We start from the raw sequence: 20,636 nt of genomic DNA, 5'->3' as shown, positions 1-20,636 counted from the left end.
ACGCTCACGCAGCTCATCGTTGTACTTCTTCGGTGCAGGCATTGCCGGTGTTCCTCCAGGTTTCGATGTCTCCATCTAACCCGGGGCGGAACAGAACGTGGGCAGCTTGGCCGGCGGCGTCGTTCCACCACCAAGGGCGGCCGTTCACGAAGATGCACGTTCTCTCGGGGTCGCAGCGTCCCGACCAGAGTATTTTGCAGTTCAGTCGCGTCGTCAATGATCCTAGGCATCGCAACAGATGTGGTAAAGCTGCGCCGCGTTCGAGGCCGCCTTCTGGCGGATAGCTGGTGCCGCTTGCGAGTCGGCTGGAGCTCGAACTGGCGCGTTGTGTGGACGACGCCTGCCATGCCAGCCGACATCTGTGCCACGCTTGTGTTCGCCTGCCGCCTGCCAGTTGTGCCCATCTTCACCAACATACTGGGTAAAACAGGAATTATTGCATCAGATGCAACAGGTAACGCTGATCGCCAAGCCTCTGAACTGGTCTAATCCTAGGCCTGCCCCGAGCGGGCGGGCAGTCCCACGTGCGGCTGAATCTCGATGCAACAATGTTGCGTTTGATGCAACAGGGGTTCTAGCGTCGATGGCGTGAGCGATGGCGGGATGATGTCCTGTCTCGGTTGAGCTCAGGCAGTCTCATTGGAGTTGAGGCATCCGGCGTGTTGTCTCACTCGACCTGAGGCACGCCGGTAGGTTCTTCTGGTCCTGCTCCGCATGTTGGACTCGAGGAGTACGCCGGTGACCGCTGCTCGCGTCTGGGCCGAGGTGGCGGCTGGCAGCCGAGGCGTTCCCGCTCACCGTGAGCGCTGAAGGCGACCGCTTCGCCGAAGAAGCGCACCGACGCACCGAACTTGCTGCATGGCTCAATGTCCTGCCCGAACTGGACCCAACTCCAGTCGATGCCGCAGACACACCTGCGGCAACCCCGAAGACGGAACCTGAACGCGTCGGAGTGGTCAGCGCCCGCCAGGCCGACACATACGGACGGCTGCGACTGACCGTGTCCGATGGCACGTCAGCGCTGATCGAGCCGGATCTCACCCACGAGCAACTCGCCGACCGGTACCGACTCGACCGTGTCGTGACCATGCCGGCCATCGACTTCTGCGCCGCCGTCCACCTCGACGGGCCGCTCGCCGGCCAGACCGGCTACGCCACCAACGAACTCGGAAGCCGGACCCAGTTCCATCTGCCGCCACAACCAGGCGGACCGACCGGCTTCTATGAAGTAACCCGCCTGGCCACAGAGGACAAGCCGGCCGAGACACGGTTCGTCGGCTTCATCCCACTGGACGACGAGTTGCCTCACCCCGAGTGAGACAACGACGAGCTGCCAGTCTCAATCAAAATGAGGCACCGCAGGTCAACGGAGGGCCAATGCCCCAGATCGAACGAGACAGGACAGATGATGCCTGGCTCCGCCGGCCTCGTCCTGGTCGACGGCGTGCGGTATCTCGAGCCGCAGCGTGCGGCGTTTGACGCGATGCTGGAAGGGTGGGCGGCGCAGCAGCGCACCCGGTTCTTGAAGGACGGGACGATCGGACCGCGGTTGGGTCTGGTCCGGCGGTTCGCGGTGTTCTCCAACCAGTACCCGTGGCAGTGGACCCCGGCCGAGGTCGAGGCGTTCTTTGATTCGCTGCGTGGCGGTGAACAACCGATCGTGGTGTCCACGGCGCGGGGCTATCAGACGGTGCTGCGGCTGTTCATGGCCTACGTGACCCGACGCCCGGTACGGCTGGCCGCAGGTGTGTCTGGACCGGTTCGGTGAGGTGCCGGCCCAAATCTTGCACGAGGACAACAGCATCGTCCACGCGAGCACGTTCGAAGGCCGACCGCATCGCCGGCCGCTGACCTACGACGAGGTGCAGGTGCTGTTCGACGCCGCCGACGGGCTCGCCGAGGACGTCCGAGCGCGGGGCCGCAAGGGCGCGCTCGCGGCGCAGCGCGACGCGGTGCTGCTCAAAACGATCTACGCATTCGGCCTGCGGCGCGCGGAGTCGACCGGTCTGGATCTGGCCGACCTCCGGCACAATCCAAAGGTCCCGGCATTCGGCCGCTACGGCGGGCTGTTCGTGCGGCACGGCAAGTCCAGCAACGGCAGCCCACCGAAACGGCGCACCGTGTTGACAGTGCCGGAGATGGACTGGGTGGTGCCGGTCCTCGCACAGTGGGTCACCGAGATCCGGCCACAGTTCGGGCCGGGGGCACATCCCGCGCTATTCGTCACCGAGCGCCGTGGCCGGCTGACCGATCGCGCAGCGAACTTCGCGTTCTGCGCCGCGCGGGACGCCGCAGGACTGCCGGACGAGCTCGACCTGCACTGCCTGCGGCACTTTATCTCCGCTTAGTTTTTGTGTTGCGATTAGCGTCCGCAGCAGTGCCGAGCAGGGCGTTTGTGGGTTGCCAAGGGGCCTGTCGCGTTTCTATGGTCCCGGTCCATGATTTTGAGTTTCTTCTCGTCGCAAGGCTGGGAGGCGTGGGATGTCGAGCATCGGCCGCTGATTGCTGAGCGGATGCCGGTCCTGGTCGATGACGACCTGCGGTTCGAGGACGGGCCGGGCGCGCCGCGACCGACGACCGTGGTGAACCGGTGGTTGCGTGAGCTGCTGGCCAGCGGGGCGCCGTCGTCGAACAGTTGGGAGGCGTACGCGCGGGCCGTCAAGGAGTGGATGGAGTTCCTTGCCGGGCACGGCGTCGGGCTGTTCGACTCGCGGGAACGGTTGAAGCTGGGGTTGAGCCGGTACGCCGAGCACCGGGCGACGGGGCCGCTCGAGCGACGGTTCGCGGCGACGACCTGGGGCCAGCACATGAGCATCCTGTCGCTGTTCTACCGGTGGGCGATGGAACATGGCCACGCCGAGGCCGAGCCGTTCACCTACCGGACCGCGCGGGCGTTGTTCCACGGCACGGGCCGCGAGATTCGGGTCAACCTGGCGGTGCGCCGCACTCCGCAGCCGCACGTGACGATCAAGTACCTGGAGCCGGATTTCAGCAGCCTGTTCCTCAACGGTCTATGCGGTCTGGCCCCGGACGGCGGCCTGGACACCGGCTACCGAGGTCGTGAGCTGGCCCGTAATGCTGCGGTCGGTGGGCTCGCACTGGCCACCGGCCTGCGTCTGCAGGAGTTCAGCTACCTGTTGACCTACGAGATCCCCGAGCTGCCACCCAAGCCGACGGCGATCCCGATCCCGTTCCCGGTGCCCGCCGGGATCACCAAGGGCCGCAAGTTCCGCACCACCTGGATCTCTTACGAGGCGTTGGCGGCCGTCCACCACTACCTGGAACTGGACCGCGCCGCGACCGTGGACGGCTCGACCTGGCGGCCGCCGCGGCGCTGGGGAGAGCCGCTGCTGGTCACCGACCCGACCGCGCGGAACGGCGAGATCAATGGTGTCCGCCGCCAGTGGGAGACGCTGACCCCGGGCGAACGGCGCCGGCTGATCGCCCCGGACGGCGGATCGTGCCTGCTGGCGTTGCGCACTAGCGGCGGCCCGTTCACCGCGTGGGCCACGGTGTTCGAGCGCACCGCCGACCGGATCCGCGCCCGGTTCGAGCCACGGTTCCCGCATGTCCACCCGCACCGGCTGCGGCATTCCTTCTCGATGCGCACGCTGGAATACCTGGTCAGCGGGCACTACCGCCAAGCCGCCAAGCTGGTGAAGGACACCGACGCCGACGCCGCGCTGGTGTTCTACCTGTCCAAAGCCGACCCGCTGCTGGTGCTGCGCGACCTGTTGGGCCACTCCTCGGTGCTGACCACGGAAAAGTACCTCAAGCGGTTGGACACGACCCGGATCTACCGCGACGCCTACGAGGCTGCGGGCATCACCGACGGCCTACTGAGCAAGGCGGCGGCCGGGCGGGAAGTGGACGCCGAGTTCGACGATGAGGGCGGGCTGGGCTGATGCCGGCCACCTTGACGGACAACGCGCTGGGCATCGAGTGCGTGTTCAGCGATGGCTCCACCGCGCGGTTCAATCTGACCGGCTTGCCTTGCCCGGATCTGGTCCGGGATCTCGTGGCCGGCCTGGTGGAGTTGATCCATCCGCACGGCACGGTCGACGCGGCCGGCTCCGTCAACCACTACGCCCAGTCCATCCGGCACCTGGCCCGCACGCTGGCAGGCCGGGGTTTCCTCGGTAGGGCGGCGGATCTGCGGCGGGGACAGATGGCCGAGTACTGGATGGCAGCTGGCGGGCCGAAAGAGGCGTGCACCCGGCGGCTGCTGCACGGTTTCCAGCTTGCCGGCGGAAGCCTGGATCCGAGATTGGCCGAGCTGGTGGCCGGCCGGGCCTACAACCCGCAGCGCAGCCACCAGCAGTTGCCGCCCTATCCGGAGGACGAGTGGGAGCAGCTCACCCGGACCTGCCGCCGCCTCGTCGATGAGTCGTTCACCCAGCACAAGCACGCCCTTGCCGCAGCCGGGCGCGGCCGGCATCCGCGTGAGCATGGGTGGAGCGCGGAAAATCTGCGCTGGCTGCTGGCCCGGATCGGTCCGGTGGGCATCGCCGCGTTCGGGCAGCATCTGGGCTGCTCGGACAACGTGATACGCCAGCGGGGCGGGGTGCTGGAGGCGAGCCGGGACTTGTTCCCGTCGCTGGAGGTGGTGATCGCCTACCGGCTGCTGTTCGGGATCTACTCCGGAATCGTGCCCGACGGCATCGACGACCTGGTCACCGACGGCATCGACTGGGCCGGCGACTCCACGATCCTGCTGTCCTACCTCAAGGGCCGCACCGCGGCCGAGAGCCTCACCCTGCCTCGGCGGGCGGTCCGGCTGCTGGAGCAGTGGCTGGCGCACTCGGCGCTGCTGCGCAGCCATGCTGGCCCTGCTCAGCGCCGGCAGTTGTGGATCCGGCTGAGCAAGCCCGGCGGAACGGAGATCTCCGCGAAGGCCGGCGCGGCCAGCCGGGTCGCGGTTCAGCGGTGGGTGCAGCGCCACGGCGTGACCGACGTCGACGGGGCACCGGTGAAGATTCACCGCTCCCGCATTCGCACCACGTTCCAGTCGCTGCGCGACAAGAGCACTTGGGCGGGCCGCGGCCGGGCGACCATCGACCCCAACCACAGTGCTCAGGTCGAGGGCGACCACTACCTGACCGCCACCACGCCGTCGCAGCGGCGGGCGGTCGAAGCGATCGTGGAAGACGCCCAGCACGACCTGCTCCGCAAGGCCCACCCGCCTACGGTCGTGACCGACGAAAACGCTGCGGCCCTCGTCAAGGACTACCCGCGCCTGCTCGCGACGCTCGACCTGGACGACACGGTGATCGCCGAGCTCGTCGGTGGCGAGCGTGATGTGTTCACCGCGGCCTGCGCCGACCAACTCGCTGGCTTGCACGGCCCGAAGGGCAAACCCTGCCCGGCCCGGCCGTGGGTCTGCCTGCTCTGCCCCCTTGCCGTGTTCGCGCCCCGGCACGCCGCGAACCTGCTGCGACTGAAGGCGTTCTTCTCCCGGCAATGGCGGCAGATGCCCGCCGCCCAGTTCATGGCCGTGTTCGGCCCGTACTCCCAGCGGATCGGTCAGGTGCTCGACCGGTTCGACCCCGCAGTCCTGGCCGGTGCCGCTGCCCGAGTCGACGACCGCGATGACGAACTTCCTCTGCGTCCCGAGGAGGCCACCCGATGACGGTCGCCGCACTGCGCGCCGCCGGTGCGCACCGGTCGGTGTTCGCCGGCGCTGATGTCTGCCGGGAGGCGGGGCTCGTGCTGCCCGACGGCATCCCACGCCCCGTGTTCGAGGATGACCGCTGGGACTTCACCGCCGTGGTCGGCCTGCCGAACCAGATGGCCAAGGTCAGCCGCCGGTTCGACTTCACCACGATCATCGATCCTCGCTGGAGGATTGTCGCCAAGGAACAGATCATCGCCATGCTCGCCCCTCGGCACGAGGCCGTGATGCCCTTGCCACACGTCTACCGGACCCCGCTGCACCTGCAGACCGCCTCCGGACGGCTGGCCGAGTTGACCCGATTCCTGAACTGGCTCACCGACCAGGGCGTCGCCCATCTCGGCGCGGTGGACACCGACAGCTGCGAGCAGTATCTGGCTCACCGCCGCTACCTGCTCGACGACAACGGCCAGGTGGTCGGCGAGCGCAGCTCGGCGACCCGGCGCGCCGCCGCCCAGACCGTCGTCGACCTGGTCAATCACCGGGAGCTGTTCAGCGCCGACCAGGTTCCCGACGGCCTGAAGCCCTGGGGCGGCGCCGCCCCGTCGGTCGTCGCCGAGATGCCCGGCGGTCGCGGCCAGAACAAGACTCTGCCGGTCGCCGACACCGTCTTGCAGCCGATGTTGGCCGCGGCCCGCTACCTGATCGACGCCCTCGGCCCGCACGCGATCAGCCTGATCGCGCAGGTCCGGGAGGCAGACCGGAAGTGGTCGCTCAGACAAGGGGACCACGTCTTCACCTCCGCGCTGCCGGCCGACGAGATCACGCGAGTGCTGGCCGACCACGAGCGCCGCCGGGAGCCGCTGCCGTTGGCGGCCGAGCACACCGTCCGGGCCCGACTGGCCGCCGGCTGGTCACCGGACGACCCGCTGACCCGAATCTCCCTCGGGCTGCTGGCCCGCCAGGCCGGATTCACCCAGTTCTGGCGGCAGTGGATCCCGCATCTGCGGGATCGGATCGAGGCGACCCTGGACCTCGTCGGGGCGCAGAAGCAGTTCGGCCGCGACGCTGTCGCGGTCGAACGAGCTGACGGGACTGGTGTCCTCGCCTGGACGCTGCCGCTGGACCGGGCCGAAGCCGCCGCTCTGGTCGGGATCGTGCGCACCGCCGCGATTGTCTTGCTGGCCGCGGTGTCCGGGATGCGTTCCTCGGAGCTGATGGAGCTGGCTGTCGGCTGCTGCCGTCCGGTCGAGGACCACGGTGCTGGGCTGGTCCGCTACAAGCTGGATCCTGCTGGCCAATTGGGAGTGTTGTGGTGGTAGGTGTCCCGGCGTCGTGGCGTGGTAGGTTCTGCGGTTTTCTGTCTGTTGGTTGTTGTGGAGGTGGGTCCGGCGATGTCGATGCAGCCGATGCCGTGGCCTGGGCCTGATCCGCAGGTCGCTGCGGCGATTCATGCCATGTATGTCGGGCGTGAGGCTCCGTTGCCGGTGGTGGTGCGGGATCGGTTGGGGGAGCTGTTCTCCGATGGGCAGTTCGGCGTGGCGTTCGGGGTGCGGGGTCGGCCCGGCTGGTCGCCTGGTCGGCTGGCGTTGATCACGGTGTTGCAGATGGCGGAGAACCTGACCGATCGGCAGGCCGCCGAGGCGGTTCGGGACAAGCTGTCGTGGAAGTACGCGCTGGGACTGGAACTGGCCGATACGGGCTTCGACGCGTCGGTGTTGAGTGAGTTCCGCGCTCGGGTGATCGCTCATGGCCTGGAAGAGCGCGTCCTTGATCTGCTGCTGGCCAGGCTGGTCGGCGAAGGGCTGCTGGCTGCTGGTGGCAAGCAGCGCACGGACGCCACCCCATGTGGTGGCCGCCGTGCGGGACCTGAGCCGGCTGGAACTGGCTGGTGAGTCGGTACGGGCGTGTCTGGAAGCGTTGGCGGTGGCGGCGCCGGACTGGGTCAGGCAGACACTCGACGTGCCGGTTCTGGACAGGCGGTACGGGCAGCGGGTCCACGAGTGGCGGCTGCCGTCGTCGCAGGCCGCCCGGATCGAGTTGGCCAACGTCTACGGCCGTGACGGGTTCGCGCTGTTGACAGCGGTCTACGACGCTGCGAGCCCGTCGTGGCTGGCCCGTCTGCCGGCTGCGGGTGGTGCTGCGGGTGGTGCTGCTGCAGAACTACGTGCGTGAGCAGGACGAGCACGGGCGGGAGGTGGTCAAACGGCGGGAGTCCACAGTGGATGGTCTCCCGCCGGGAAGACAGCGCATCGCGTCGCCCTACGACACCGACGTCCGGTGGGGCGCCACCCGCGCCGCCGGTAAGGTCTGGCACGGTTACAAGGTCCATTTCAGCGAAACCTGCAACGATCCGGACCCGACCGCTGACAACGAGCTGCCCAACCTCATCACCAACGTGATGACCACCGACGCGACCGTCAACGACTCGGTGATGACCACCCCGATCCACGAACGGCTGGACCAACGCGGGTTGCTGCCCGACGAGCACTACCTGGACTCCGGGTATCCGTCCATCGATCTGGTCGTCGCCTCCGCAGCCCGCTTCGGCATCACGCTGGTCACCCCGTTGCGGGCGAACAACTCCATCCAGGCGCGCGCTGCGGACGGCTTCGACAGCACCGCGTTCACGATCGACTTCGACAACCAGCAAGCCACCTGCCCCCAAGGCCAGAGCAGCACCGTCTGGAGCCCAACCACAAACCGGGGCAGCGATGTCATCGTCGTGCAGTTCGCCCGCTCGACCTGCCAGCCATGCCCCATGCGCCAGCAGTGCACCACCGACCGGACCGGCCGCCGGAAACTGACGATACGTCCCCGACAGGTCCACGAAGCCATCCACCAGGTCCGCACGGAGCAGCAAACCCAAGCCTGGCAAGCGAAGTACGCGCGGCGCGCCGGTGTCGAAGGCACCATCAGCCAAGCCGTCAACGTCACCGGCACACGCCACGCCCGCTACCGAGGCCTGGACAAGACCCACCTGCAAAACGTCTTCAGCGCCGTCGCAATCAACCTGATACGGCTGACCGCCTACTGGAACGACAACCCCCTCGAACGAACCCGCACCAGCCACCTCGCCCGACTCACCCAAGCCGCATGAGCCCAACAATTGGCCAGCAGGATCAAGCTGGCCAGCAAAGTCATCAAAGGTCAGCAACTGGGCGGGGTCGCGGACGAATGGGTCGTCATCGAACCCGCCTACCAGGCCGCGCAACTCCTCGAGCAACTGCACGACAACCCCGAGAACGGGGTGCCGCTGCTGGGCCGGTTCGCGTTCGACGTCCGCTACACCTGGTTCCGCAACTGGGTCAACGGACCGGCCGGCCAGCGGCTCGGCCTGACGCCGATTCCCGGAGCTCCGGTCAACCTGCGAGCCTTGCGCCGAACGCTGGCGATCGAGCTCGCCTACCGTCCCGGCGGGCTTCTCGCGGCAAAACTGCACCTCAAACACATCGCAGTGGCCACAACAGAGGGCTACGCGTCCCGCCCAGGCGGGGCACAGGCCGAACTGTTGGCCGAGGTCAACAAGCACGAGGCGCAACGCAACCTGGATCTGGTCTGGGCCGAGTTCAGCAACTACCAGCAAGGAATCATGCCCGCCGGACCCGGCGCCCGCGAACTGACCGAGTTCTTCGCCCACGTCGACGGCAAAGTCGCCACCGGCGAAGCCGGGACGCCGAAGACCCAGCGCAGCGACCGGGAAGTCCTCAACCTACTGACCAAACGCGCCCAGACCCTGCACCTGGGCACGGCCAACTACTGCTGGTTCACCGACCCGTCCCGGGCACTCTGCCTGAAACTCGCCGGCACCCCGCACGCCGACCGGCCCTTGGCCGGGATGTGTGACTCCGCCCGCTGCCCGCAAGCCACCCATCACCCCTGCCACCGGCCGGTCTGGGCGGAACACGCCGCCCAGACCAAAACCTTCCTCGGCAGCATCGGACCTGGCCGCAAGACCGAACGAACTCGGCTGCAAGCCGACCTCAACCGAGCGCTGAGCATGCTGGATGCGATCGACAACACCGGCACCACCCCCACGAGCGAGGACTGACATGCGCATCACCGCAGCCCAGCGCACCGCCAACGAGAACCGGATCCGCGCCGCCATGGATCGCCTCCTACGCGGCGAGATCCCGCCCGACGGCCGCTGCGACGTCAAGACCCTGGCCACCGAGGCCGGAGTCGACCGCACCGCGTTCTACGGCGATCGGCCCTACGCCCATCTGCGTGAAGAGTTCGAAGCCCGACTCCACACCCTCCAGCAGCAAGGAACCGTTCCCGACCCGCGACTGGCACAGATCACCCGGCTGAAAGCCGAGAACACCGCCCTGCGCGAACGGCTGACCGAACGCGACGAAACGATCGCCGAACTCGCCGCGTTCAGGACCGAGGCGCTGTCCCGGCTCGCCGCTCAGCACGACGAGATCACCCGCCTCCGAACTACTGGCCCGACAGCAGCCAATGTGAAGCGCCTACCGACGCGCAACACCCAGATCGGCCCGTGCTGAACGCAACCCCGAGCACTATCGTGCTGACGGCAACGCATCGAAAGGATCAACCGCGAATGAGCCCAGACCGAACGGTCATGCCAGGGCAAGTCTGGGGCCTGGCCACCCACGACCCGGCTGGCCCGATCTTCGTGACCAGCTTTGCCGGACGCAACCTCGACGCCACTGTGCTCACCGCCGTCGACCCCGCAGGCGGAGTCATCTGGCAACGGACCTTCGAAGGGCGTCCCCGCCCGCCGCGAGTCACCCCTGCTGGCACGGTCTGGCTGTCGAACCGTGGCCCCACCGGTCACACCTTCACCGAAGTGGGCCCCGACGGCCAGGTCCTCCGCTCGGTCGTCCCTGAGCATCAAGCCCACGAACACCTCGGCGCCTTCGTTCTACTCCCCGACGGCTTCTGCACGATCTGGCTACCAGCCAGCCCTTACCGCCAAGCGCCACCCGGTGAGGCTGCCCGCATCGCCCGCCACACCCAGGCCAGCGCCACCATCTGGTCCACACCGCTCGCCCTCACCGAACTGTCCTTCCCCGGCGTTGTTGAAGCGGGCGTGGACACCGGCTGGGACCTTCGTCCGATGAAGCCGTGGCGGCCGCGGACCATCTCGGTCGGCTACCGGGAGCCGCTGCTGATCTCCGCCAACCGAGTACTGGCCGACATCAGTGACGGCAGCAGCGGCATCGGCGTCTGCACCATCCTCGACACCGTCACCGGCGCGATCGTCACCACCACCCCGCCCGGCCCTTACGAGCACAAAGCCATCACCGGACCCGGGTCCTTCCTCATCGGGCAGCAAGGCTACGGCGCGTTCACGACAACGCACTACGACCCGGACGGGCACGCGCAACAGACCTGGCCCAGTCACGGCATGATGCTCGTCGACCGCCACGACACCATCAGCGGCGCCGAATCCAAGAACGTCACTCCGTCGCGGTCCCGGTTCCGTGTCCTCAACACCGACAGCTCCGTGAGCGACGGCCCGCTGCTGAGCGGCTACTACACCACCTATCCGGCGCTGGACGCCGAAGGCACGGCCGTGCTCTGGCGCGACGGCAAACTCCTGGCCGTCGACCCCGGCCTCCAAGCCCGGACGCTGTTCGCCCAGGACGACGACCGAGCCGTGATGAGCAGAATCCTGCTACTCGAACGCGGCCGCGTCATCTTCAGCCTCCACGACGAACTACTCATCTTCGACAGCACCGGCCTCGCACCACTCGACAACGGACCCTGGCCCTGCGGCGACGGCAACCTCCACGGCAACCCCGTCCGCACATGAATCAAGCTGTGACCTCGATCACTACAGCGGCCCCGAATCGCGACAGGAACGCCATCTGAATGCCGTCCTGACCGTCCGGAGTCACCGCAGTCGAATCCCCACACGATGGCGTTCGCACACGATCAGTGCGGACACAAGGCGCACCTATGTGACGCACCTGGTCGAGTTCGACTATCCGGAACGGTTCGTGTCCGACCAGGTCGGCCACGCCTACGCCTCGACCACCGCGATCTACACCGGCGTGTCCGACGCCTACCGCAACCAGCTGCTGACGCGGTCACTCACGCAGCGCCACGGCGACCTCTGGGAGACCGAGCAGTGATCAAGAAGATGGGCGTGCGCTGGAACCTGCGCCAGCTCATGGCCACCCGCGACATGTTCAACACCTCAGACCTGGTGCCGCTGCTGGCCGAACGGGGCGTCGACCTGTCCCGCGAACAGGTCTACCGCCTCGTCACCCAGCCGCCGCAGCGACTGTCGATGGACACCCTCGCCGCACTCTGCGACATCCTCGGCTGCACCCCGAACGACCTGATCCAGGTCGAGGTCACCAACACGTCCGTGGCCAAACGCACGGCTGGGGCCGGCGTGACGCCGCCGGTGCAGCACACCCGGATCCGCCGTCCGGAGGGCGCATGAGCACCAACCGGCTCGGGCCGGCCTGCCCCGGCTGCGGCCGGGCGGGCGTCGCGCTGACCCGGCTCGACCCGGCACGGCGGCGAGTCTGCCGCCGCTGCTACCAGCCGCCGCAGCGGCTCTGCGGGCGGTGCGGCCGGGTCGGGGTGATCGCGCGGCGAGCCCGGGACGGGCAGCCGGACCTGTGCAACAGCTGCTATAGGGCCCCGTCGACACGTGCGGCACCTGCGGGCGGCGACGCGCCTGCCCGAGCCACCGCGGCGGCAAACCGACCTGCCAAGCGTGCCTGCCCCGGCCCACGACGGTGTGCGCGCTGTGCAGCGCGGACCGGCCCGCACACGCGTTCTGGCCGCTCGGCCCCGTCTGCCGGGCCTGCTACCGCGCCCGCCGCGACCATCCGGACATGTGCGCGCGGTGCGGGCAGGTCCGGATTCTCGTCGCGGTCGGCGTCGCGGGAGAGCGACTGTGCGGCCCGTGCGGCGACGGCCCGGACTACGCCTGCCCCCGCTGCGACACTGGAGAACCCATCTACGCCGACGGCCTCTGCGCCCGGTGCACGTTGCGCGCCCGGGCCGCCGCTGCGCTCGTCGGCCCCGACGGCCTCGTGCCCGCGGGGCTGCAGCCGCTCGCCGACGCGATCGCGGCCGGCCGCAACCCAACCAGCGGCATAACCTGGCTCGGCAAACCGGCAACCACTGCGGCGCTGCGCGCGCTGGCGGCCGCGCCAGAGCGGCTTACCCACGAGACGGTCGACCAGCTCAACGGCAACACACGCTATCTGCGCGATCTGCTTGTCGCGATCAAGCTCCTGCCGCCGCGCGACGAGGAACTCGAGCGGCTCACCGCCTGGATGAGCGCGGTACTGCGTGATCGGCCCGCCGCCCACGCCGCGATCGTCCGGCCGTTCATCCAATGGATGATCCTGCGCCGAGCCCGGCAGCGATCCCGCGATCAGCCGCTCACCCGCGGAGCCATCGACGGCCTGAAATCCCGCGTCGTGCAGCCACTGCGGTTCCTGGCCTGGCTCGACACCATCCCGGCCACCCTCGCCACGGCCAACCAGGGCCACATCGAGCGCTGGCTCCGCGATGGGCCGAGCACCAGGTACGCGCTACGGCCCTTCATCACCTGGGCGTGCGACCGAGGCCTCGCCCGCGATCTCGACGTCCCGCCACTGCCGGTCGGCGACCCGAAGTCCCGGCAAGCGGCCGAGGAGCAGTGGCGGCAGCTGCGCGTCTGCATCCACGACACCGCGCTGCCCACCGACGTCCGGGTCGCCGGCGGTCTGCTGCTGCTGTTCGGCATCCGCATCACGGTCCTTGCCCGGCTGCGCCGCGACCACGTCACCGCGACTCCGGCAGGGACACACCTCACCGTCGCCGAGCACCAGCTGTTGATCCCGCCGAGGCTCGCGCGGCTGCTCGTCGCCGTCACCGATCGGACCGCGACCCGCACCGCCCGGACCGCGCGTGTCGACGGCGCCGACGACGGCTGGCTCTTCCCGGGTTGCGGCCGGGCAGCCACCTCACCCCGGAACATCTCGCCGAGCGGCTACGCAGCCACGGCATCGGCATCCGGCCCGGCCGCAACACCGCCCTGGCCGAACTCGCTGGGGACCTGCCCACCCCGGTCCTGGCCGACCTGGTCGGTATCGGCATCACCACCGCGTTGCGCTGGGCCCGGCACGCCCGGCGTGACTGGGCGCCGTACCTCGCCGCGAGAGCGCAGCAAAGACAGAAACGCGTCGATGGCGGACTGGACGGTGGTGGCGTCGCGGCCGCACAGCTGGGGTGACCTTGGCGGTCACGGCCGACCACACCGGCGATGTACCGGATAACGTGTCGGAGTCGCGTAGCGGCTGGTCGAGGCGATGGGCGTCAGGTTGCCGCTGATGTACCGGATAGCGGTCCATTACCCGGCGGCACGGGCCTTGGCTGACGAAGTATGTACTCGTCCACGAAGTCGGATAAGGCCTTTGCGTCGAGCCTGCCCACCATCGTGAGCGGGATCGTCCACTGCCCGACGGCCAGCGCGGCCACGCTCAACGATCGGGCGATGGTCGGCTCACAGATAGCGGCCAGGCCGGTCAGGGCGTGCGCCTGCTCGTCCGGGTCTGCGATGGAGCGGGCGATCTGCTCGGCCCGCTCGTGCTCGCCGGCGTCCGCGACTGCCCGGGCCACGTCGGTCAGGGCGTGCGCCTGCTCGTTCGGGTTCGTGATGGAGCGGGCGATCTGCTCGGCCCGCTCGTGCTCGCCGGCGTCCGCGACCGCCCTGACCAGACCGGCCAGGGCGCGCGCCTGCCCGTACCCGTTCGTGATGGAGCGGGCGATCTGCTCGGCCCGCTCGTGCTCGCCGGCGTCCGCGACTGCCCGGACCAGGTCGGCCAGGGCGTGCTCCTGCTCGTTCGGGTATGTGATGGAGCGGGCGATCTGCTCGGCTCGCTCGTACTCGCCAGCGCCCGCGGCCGCCCGGGCCAGACCGGCCAGGACGCGCGCCTGCCCGTCCGGGTCTGTGATGGAGCGGGCGATCTGCTCAGCGTCGGTGACCAGTGTGCGGACTCGCTCGTGTTCGCCGGCGCCCGCGGCCGCCCGGGCCAGATCGGCCAGGGCGTACGCATGCCGGGCCGGGTTCGTGATGGAGCGGGCGATCTGCTCAGCGTCGGTGGCCAGTGTGCGGGCTCGCTCGTGTTCGCCGGCGTCCGCGGCCGCCCGGGCCAGGTCGGTCAGGGCGTGCGCCTGCTCGTCCGGGTTGGTGATGGAGCGGGCGATCTGCTCGGCCCGCTCGTATTCGCCGGCGTCCGCGACCGCCCGGGCCACGTCGGTCAGGGCGCGCGCCTGCCCGTACCGGTTCGTGATGGAGCGGGCGATCTGCTCGGCTCGCTCGTGCTCGCCGGCGTCCGCGACCGCCCGGGCCAGGTCGGTCAGGGCGCGCGCCTGCCGGTCCGGGTATGTGATGGAGCGGGCGATCTGCTCGGCCCGCTCGTGCTCGCCGGCGTCCGCGACCGCCCGGACCAGACCGGCCAGGGCGTGCGCATGCCGGGCCGGGTTCGTGATGGAGCGGGCGATCTGCTCGGCGTCGGTGGCCAGTGTGCGGGCTCGCTCGTGTTCGCCGGCGTCCGCGGCCGCCCGGGCCACGTCGGTCAGGGCGTGCGCCTGCTCGTCCGGGTTGGTGATGGAGCGGGCGATCTGCTCGGCCCGCTCGTGCTCGCCGGCGTCCGCGACCGCCCTGACCAAGTCGGCCAGGGCGCGCGCCTGCTCGTACCAGTTCGTGATGGAGCGGGCGATCTGCTCGGCCCGCTCGTGCTCGCCGGCGTCCGCGACCGCCCGCACCAGACCGGCCAGGGCCTGCGCCTGCTCGTACCGGTTCGTGATGGAGCGGGCGATCTGCTCAGCATCAGTGACCAGTGTGCGGGCTCGCTCGTGTTCACCGGCGTCCGCGGCCGCCCGGACCAGGTCGGTCAGGGCGGGCGCCTGCTCGTACCGGTTGGTGATGGAGCGGGCGATCTGCTCGGCCCGCTCGTGCTCGCCGGCGTCCGCGACCGCCCGGGCCAGACCGGTCAGGGCGCGCGCCTGCTCGTACCGGTTCGTGATGGAGCGGGCGATCTGCTCGGCCCGCTCGTGCTCGCCGGCGTCCGCGACCGCCCGGGCCAGACCGGTCAGGACGTGCGCCTGCCAGTCCGGGTTCGTGATGGAGCGGGCGATCTGCTCAGCGTCGGTGACCAGTGTGCGGGCTCGCTCGTGTTCGCCGGCGTCCGTGGCCGCCCGGGCCAGACCGGTCAGGGCGTGCGCCTGCCAGTCCGGGTTCGTGATGGAGCGGGCGATCTGCTCGGCCCGCTCGTACTCGCCGGCGCCTGCGACCGCCCGGACCAGACTGGCCAGGGCGCGCGCCTGCTCGTACCGGTTCGTGATGGAGCGGGCGATCTGCTCGGCCCGCTCGTACTCGCCAGCGTCCGCGACTGCCCAGGCGAGGCTGGCCAGGGCCTGCGTCTGCCGGTCCGGGTCGGTGATGGAGCGGGCGAGGGTTTCGGCGCGGATGGGTTGTCCGAGGGCGGCCCAGACGGCGGGAAGGCGGGACGGGATGTTGGTGTTGCGGTCGGCGAGGTGGTTGCGGTGCCAGGCCAGGCGGAGCGCGATGGCCAAGTCGGGGCGGGGCTGTGCACTGTTGAGGGTCTGGGTGGTGGCGATCTCGGCGAGGGCGGCGGCGTCACCGCCGGTGGTATCGAGCATGCGGTCGTGGCGGGCGGGGTCGGTGGCGAGGAGGACAAGCCGGCCGAGGTCGCCTGCGGCGGTGAGCATGCGGGGGTATCCGGTGAGCAGGTATACCGGGGTGTGCTCGGGCCAGGCGGGCCCGTTGGGGCTGGGGACTTGGTAGGTGTCGGCCCAGGCGTAGATGCGGTCGCGGTAGGCCCCGAGTTTCCGCCCGAGGTAATAGATGGCGGCTTGCTGCAGTTCTTCGTGGCCGAGCAGGTAGACGTCGAAGCTGTGATCGCTCCAGATGCTGGGGCGGTGCGTGAAGGTGCGCCCGGCGACGGTGTTCAGGACTGCTTCGATGTCGAGGGGATCGGCGTCAAGGAGTTCGCTCAGGTCGGAGCTGGATAGGCCACCGCCAGCGGCAGTAAGCAGCCCGACTACGTCTCGGTCCAGATCGCTGCCGCCAAGCAGCCGTTTGAGCTCGGTCTTCCCAGCATGCTCGAGATCCCGCGCGTGCGGCGAGTCGCTGAGGAGGCGGATGATGCCGGGACTGCGCAGCGGGTGCCAGGGTGGGACGTCGTCGGGGACGGGTGGGTTCGGGCGCCCGGCGACGATGATCCGCATCCCGGCCTGGGGTTGTGCGGGCAGCAGCGCCGCGATGCTGTGCGCGTGCGGGCCGGTGGTGACGCCGCTGTCCTCGTCTAGGCCGTCAACGACGAGGACAAGCCGCCGTCCGGCGTGCTGGCAGGCAGTGGCAGCCTGGGTGAGCACATCCAGCAGGACCGCTTCCCGAGTTACCTCGCTGGCAGTGGTCGGCAGATCCTGGCCGGTGAGCGTGCACAACTGTTCGGTGAGGAAGGTGACGAACGCATCGCGAGTGTCCTGGGCGGCAAGGCGGGCGGTGATGAAGAACGACACCAGCCACACCCGTTCGGCCAGCTCCGGCGGGGGGTTGAGGACGAACGTGGACAGCAGCGCGGACTTGCCCGCCCACGGTCCGGCCTGCCACCACACATACGGCCCGCGGCCCTCCTGCAGACAGAACGCCGCCAGCTCGCCCAGCTCTGTATCCCGGTCCAGCAGCCGAGGTGGGGCAATTCGGCGGACCTGCTCCATGTAGACAGACCGAACCAGCCGCGGTGTGACGTACCCGGATTGTAACCACCTGGCCGGCTCGCCGCCCCGCCCGACCGCCAACGTGCCCTCGGCGCCGCCGTGGTCGTAGTCGGTGCGGTCCCGAAGCGTGCGGGCACGGTCCGCGACGGCGGCCGCGGCGTGCTCGCGGGCTCGGCGCCGCTCGTCCGCGGTCCCGCCTAGCGTCCTGGTGATCGCGACGGTCACGGCTTCGCTGGGTATGTTCTTGCCGTTGAGTACCTCGCTGAGGTAGCTCGGTGAGATCTTCGCTGCCCCTGCGACCGAGCGCCACGAGGGGCGTCCAGCGCGCTCGTAGAGTTCGGCGAACAGGTCCAGCAGATCGCGGTGGCGACCCACCGCCCCGCGGCCTCCGCTCATCGTTCCGCCGGAAAGTCCACCCTCGCAGGATATCGATACGCGTACCACCGTTCGCCGCGTTCGGTGACCGAACACGTGCCGGGCCCGATCGCTGCAGGTCAGCGGCGAGGCAGAGCGTTAAGTGTTCGCCGTTCAGCCACCGAACGCCTCGCCGCGGGTCTCCTGGAGGCACGCCACTCGGCGAGCACCCAGGAGGAAACCATGAAGCGCAAGCCCCTCACCACCCGCACGCTCGTTATCACCACCGCCTCGATGATCACCGGATCTGCGGTCGGCACCACTACGGAGACCGTCGCCGCGCACCTCGGCTACAACGGTCCTGGCGTCGGCCCCGCCATCACAGCGATGGCAGCGCTGTGGGTCCTCGACAAGCTCAACACCCTCGTCGACGACCAGAAGTGACACGAGCCCACGCTCTGATCGAGCGCGGGCTCCACACGTGAGTGCGCTCAGATGGAGCGTATGCACCATATGGCCTTGCCGCTGGCCGCAGCTCATCCATGATCAGGGAATAGCGCACATCTGAATACATGCACTCCACCAGTCAAAACGGTGCATCTTTAGTTGGTGTCAGGTAGCGGGCGGTTTGCCTGCGCGCGACGACGTAATGCTCGTGCTGCTCCTGTTGTGCCCGCAGCCAGCTCGTCTTCAAGGTCGCGAAGCTGCCCTCGTTCGATAAGAATGCGAATTAACTGTTCGGCAGCACGATCGTCGCCATTATCAGCGCGCTTGCGCAACTCGTCGATCCGGTTGTGGTCGGCCAGCATGCGGGCCAGCTGGTCTGCGGCGTTCCAACTACCTGCGTCGGCCAACGGACCTAGGACGGTGATTGCCTCATCTACATCATGCTGATTGACGATCAGGGTAGCGAACCGGCACGCAGCATCTTCGTCGCCCGCTCTGGCTCGGGCATAAATCTCTTCTAGGTATTCGTCCTTCTGTGGCGGACCGACGTGCGCGATGTTGTCGCTCTGTCCAGCAGCGAGAATGGCGAGTTGTTTGACTGCCTCGGCATCGCCGGCCTGAGCGAGCGCTCGAAGCTCTTCCGCCATGCCTAACATGCGGAGCGAGCGCGGGAGTCGCTCCGCAGCGTATTCATCTCCGGCGGCTGCCATTTTGCGTAGCAGCGCCAGCGCCTCGGTGTTGTCGCCTTGGTCCTCCAGCAGGTCGACGAGCCGGTAGGTGGCGTTGAGGTCACCAGCATTGGAGCGGGCGCGAAGCTCGTCGGGTCGTCCCAGGTTGACGAGGAGGTCAACCAGGCGCTGGGAGCAGAGATTCTCGCCAGCGTCGTCTGCCTCGGCGCGAAGGAAGGCTAACGCTTCCTCCGTCTGCCCTTGCTCGATCAGAACATCGGCCAGCTTCGCTGCGGAGACGTCGTCGCCCGCATCGGCGCGCGACTGCAGTTCTTCCCAGAGACCGCGTTTGGCGAGCAGGTCTGCCAGGTACGAGGCGGCCGGGAAATCGTGAGCGTTCACGCCGGCGCGAGCGCGAAGTTCCTCAAGCTCTCCCTGTTGGGCGAGTATGTGCGCATAGGCTGAGCTCGCGTTCGGATCGCCGGCCTCCGCGCGGTCGCGCAGATCGTCTATCCGGTTCGCGTCGGTCAGAATCCTGGCCAAAGCGATTCCGGCGACCAGGTCGCCCGCATCGGCTGCCTGACGCAACAGGATCTCGGCATACCCGTATTGAGCTCGCCGGTCAGCACCTAGCCCCAACATGAGCGTGTCGTCGGGGTGGCGATGAGCAATGAGCGCTTCCCACACCGCGCTAGGCAGGCGATCCGTACGTCGACGGTTGCGAGCGTGTTGATGGAGGTAGTCGGCTGCGGTCCAGCCGGCGATGGTGCTCATGCCGCCGGGTGCGGGGTTGAGGCAGCCGGTGGCGCCGTGGACGGGGGTGGTGGCGTAGGCGAGGGATTGCTCGAGCCAGTCCGGTGGGGCGGTGGCCTGCTGGGTTGGGGTGAGGTAGGCCGGGGTGGCGGCGGTCAGGTAGTCGCGGGTGACTGGGTGTTGGGCGCCGACGCGGCGGGCGTCGAGGGCGGCGGTGATGACCGCTTGGCCGTAGCAGTCCTCGGCCGTTTCCCAGCGTTGGATCAGTGCTGGGCCGGCGGCAAGGACCTGGGTGAAGCCGGCGTCGGTGGTGTCCAGTGCGATCCGTAGCCGCCGGTCGGTGTTGGCGAGGGCCTCGGCCCGGCGGCGCTCCGTGGTGGTGAACCGGTCTGGCACCTGAACGATGTGGGCCAGGCGGAGGATCTCGCGGTCATCGGCGTGCGGGTCGGACTGGCCGGCTACGGGGCGGGCGGTGCGTTTGCTGTATTCGTCGGGCCACAGGGTGGCGACGACGGCCGTGCGGGCAGTGATGAGCCGGTGCAGGACGCCGAGGGTGAGTCGGGCCGGGTGGTTGAGGTAGCGCTGCAGTTCGTCGAGCCATAGCACCGTGCGTGGTGTCGGCGCGGCGGCGTGGGCGCCGATCGTAGGCATGTCGGTTGGGTGCAGCAGCCACCACTCCGGCAGCGCCGCCTGGACCGCTTCGAACAGCGCGCGAGTTTTGCCGACCGATGAGCCGCCGATCATCAGGACCAGGCCGCCGCTCGCCGCGGCGGCGGTGATGGCGGTGCGCAGGTCCGCGTCGAGGTCTCGTGGCACGTACGGGGGCAGCTCGCCGCGAACGTCCTGGATCTGGATCGCGGCGTGCACGCCGAGCATCCTCGGGCGGGCTTCCCGGACCCGGACGGCACCGTCGGGACGTGGCTGGTGAGCGGTGGCAACTCGTTCCCACACGTCCAACCAGGGTCGCTGCGCCATGTCGTCGAGGAGACCGCACGCCGTCAGGAACGCGATCACGGTCTCTCTGGTGGGCGTTGACTTGGCGTTGAGGAGGTCGCTCAGCGTCGCCTTCGGCAATGGGT

General features: G+C 69.0%; 18 protein-coding genes. 16 read left to right on the top strand and 2 right to left on the bottom strand.

Features of this window, described 5'->3' with window-relative positions; genetic code table 11:
• Positions 1-799 precede the first annotated feature (799 nt).
• From AB0H83_RS49210 to AB0H83_RS49140, 15 genes are all read left to right on the top strand, one after another.
• Positions 800-1,318: a hypothetical protein gene (locus AB0H83_RS49210; RefSeq protein ID WP_360110022.1), complete on the top strand. Its 519-nt coding sequence runs from the start codon at positions 800-802 to the stop codon at positions 1,316-1,318.
• A gap of 90 nt (positions 1,319-1,408) precedes the next feature.
• The gene (locus AB0H83_RS49205) at positions 1,409-1,768 is read left to right on the top strand and encodes a hypothetical protein (RefSeq protein WP_360110019.1); all 360 of its coding nucleotides are present in this window, start codon (positions 1,409-1,411) and stop codon (positions 1,766-1,768) included.
• Positions 1,769-1,868: 100 nt separating this feature from the next.
• On the top strand, positions 1,869-2,348 hold the full coding sequence (locus AB0H83_RS49200) for a tyrosine-type recombinase/integrase (RefSeq protein ID WP_360110016.1): 480 nt from the start codon (positions 1,869-1,871) through the stop codon (positions 2,346-2,348).
• Positions 2,349-2,438: 90 nt separating this feature from the next.
• Positions 2,439-3,905, top strand: coding sequence for a site-specific integrase (locus AB0H83_RS49195; RefSeq protein ID WP_360110013.1), 1,467 nt, complete (start codon positions 2,439-2,441; stop codon positions 3,903-3,905).
• The gene (locus tag AB0H83_RS49190; protein WP_360110010.1) at positions 3,905-5,629 is read left to right on the top strand and encodes a hypothetical protein; all 1,725 of its coding nucleotides are present in this window, start codon (positions 3,905-3,907) and stop codon (positions 5,627-5,629) included. The genes AB0H83_RS49195 and AB0H83_RS49190 overlap by 1 nt, the downstream gene beginning before the upstream one ends.
• Complete coding sequence (locus tag AB0H83_RS49185) at positions 5,626-6,933, top strand: hypothetical protein (protein WP_360110007.1); 1,308 nt, start codon at positions 5,626-5,628, stop codon at positions 6,931-6,933. The genes AB0H83_RS49190 and AB0H83_RS49185 overlap by 4 nt, the downstream gene beginning before the upstream one ends.
• A 72-nt stretch (positions 6,934-7,005) precedes the next feature.
• Complete coding sequence (locus AB0H83_RS49180) at positions 7,006-7,506, top strand: transposase (RefSeq protein WP_360110005.1); 501 nt, start codon at positions 7,006-7,008, stop codon at positions 7,504-7,506.
• Complete coding sequence (locus AB0H83_RS49175) at positions 7,472-7,786, top strand: hypothetical protein (RefSeq protein WP_360110002.1); 315 nt, start codon at positions 7,472-7,474, stop codon at positions 7,784-7,786. Before AB0H83_RS49180 ends, AB0H83_RS49175 begins: the two co-directional genes overlap by 35 nt.
• Complete coding sequence (locus AB0H83_RS49170; RefSeq protein WP_360109999.1) at positions 7,758-8,711, top strand: transposase; 954 nt, start codon at positions 7,758-7,760, stop codon at positions 8,709-8,711. Before AB0H83_RS49175 ends, AB0H83_RS49170 begins: the two co-directional genes overlap by 29 nt.
• A gap of 9 nt (positions 8,712-8,720) precedes the next feature.
• On the top strand, positions 8,721-9,662 hold the full coding sequence (locus AB0H83_RS49165; protein WP_360109996.1) for a hypothetical protein: 942 nt from the start codon (positions 8,721-8,723) through the stop codon (positions 9,660-9,662).
• A gap of 1 nt (position 9,663) precedes the next feature.
• Entirely contained in the window at positions 9,664-10,119 is a 456-nt protein-coding gene (locus AB0H83_RS49160) for a hypothetical protein (protein ID WP_360109993.1), read from the top strand.
• A complete protein-coding gene (locus tag AB0H83_RS49155) occupies positions 10,113-11,393 on the top strand; it encodes a hypothetical protein (RefSeq protein ID WP_360109991.1) in 1,281 nt (426 codons plus the stop codon). The genes AB0H83_RS49160 and AB0H83_RS49155 overlap by 7 nt, the downstream gene beginning before the upstream one ends.
• 148 nt (positions 11,394-11,541) lie before the next feature.
• Positions 11,542-11,715: a hypothetical protein gene (locus tag AB0H83_RS49150; RefSeq protein WP_360109988.1), complete on the top strand. Its 174-nt coding sequence runs from the start codon at positions 11,542-11,544 to the stop codon at positions 11,713-11,715.
• The gene (locus tag AB0H83_RS49145; protein ID WP_360110025.1) at positions 11,715-12,032 is read left to right on the top strand and encodes a helix-turn-helix transcriptional regulator; all 318 of its coding nucleotides are present in this window, start codon (positions 11,715-11,717) and stop codon (positions 12,030-12,032) included. The genes AB0H83_RS49150 and AB0H83_RS49145 overlap by 1 nt, the downstream gene beginning before the upstream one ends.
• Before the next feature lie 400 nt (positions 12,033-12,432).
• Positions 12,433-13,866: a hypothetical protein gene (locus AB0H83_RS49140; RefSeq protein ID WP_360109985.1), complete on the top strand. Its 1,434-nt coding sequence runs from the start codon at positions 12,433-12,435 to the stop codon at positions 13,864-13,866.
• 40 nt (positions 13,867-13,906) lie between these two features.
• On the opposite strand, the gene AB0H83_RS49135 is transcribed toward AB0H83_RS49140, so the two are convergent.
• A complete protein-coding gene (locus AB0H83_RS49135; RefSeq protein WP_360109982.1) occupies positions 13,907-17,710 on the bottom strand; it encodes a hypothetical protein in 3,804 nt (1,267 codons plus the stop codon).
• A gap of 222 nt (positions 17,711-17,932) precedes the next feature.
• Here AB0H83_RS49135 and AB0H83_RS49130 point away from each other — a divergent pair, with 222 nt between their 5' ends.
• Positions 17,933-18,133 (top strand): hypothetical protein, encoded by a 201-nt coding sequence (locus AB0H83_RS49130; protein WP_360109979.1) that lies wholly within the window; start codon positions 17,933-17,935, stop codon positions 18,131-18,133.
• Between the two features lie 158 nt (positions 18,134-18,291).
• On the opposite strand, the gene AB0H83_RS49125 is transcribed toward AB0H83_RS49130, so the two are convergent.
• Positions 18,292-20,636: hypothetical protein (locus AB0H83_RS49125; RefSeq protein WP_360109976.1), on the bottom strand; the 2,345-nt coding region annotated here is incomplete at its 5' end.

Origin of the sequence: Dactylosporangium sp. NPDC050688 (assembly GCF_040654515.1) — a bacterium.
Taxonomy (GTDB): domain Bacteria; phylum Actinomycetota; class Actinomycetes; order Mycobacteriales; family Micromonosporaceae; genus Dactylosporangium.
The sequence above is the reverse complement of the archived record's forward strand: the minus strand, read 5'-3'. Positions and strand labels throughout refer to the sequence as shown.

What these genes read in the sequence shown, in the direction of transcription:
- AB0H83_RS49195 (WP_360110013.1), top strand. Translation starts at nt 2,439, where the DNA reads ATGATTTTGAGTTTCTTCTCGTCGCAAGGCTGGGAGGCGTGGGATGTC.
- AB0H83_RS49185 (WP_360110007.1), top strand. Translation starts at nt 5,626, where the DNA reads ATGACGGTCGCCGCACTGCGCGCCGCCGGTGCGCACCGGTCGGTGTTC.
- AB0H83_RS49140 (WP_360109985.1), top strand. Translation starts at nt 12,433, where the DNA reads ATGTGCGCGCGGTGCGGGCAGGTCCGGATTCTCGTCGCGGTCGGCGTC.
- AB0H83_RS49160 (WP_360109993.1), top strand. Translation starts at nt 9,664, where the DNA reads ATGCGCATCACCGCAGCCCAGCGCACCGCCAACGAGAACCGGATCCGC.
- AB0H83_RS49190 (WP_360110010.1), top strand. Translation starts at nt 3,905, where the DNA reads ATGCCGGCCACCTTGACGGACAACGCGCTGGGCATCGAGTGCGTGTTC.
- AB0H83_RS49130 (WP_360109979.1), top strand. Translation starts at nt 17,933, where the DNA reads ATGAAGCGCAAGCCCCTCACCACCCGCACGCTCGTTATCACCACCGCC.
- AB0H83_RS49180 (WP_360110005.1), top strand. Translation starts at nt 7,006, where the DNA reads ATGTCGATGCAGCCGATGCCGTGGCCTGGGCCTGATCCGCAGGTCGCT.
- AB0H83_RS49205 (WP_360110019.1), top strand. Translation starts at nt 1,409, where the DNA reads ATGCCTGGCTCCGCCGGCCTCGTCCTGGTCGACGGCGTGCGGTATCTC.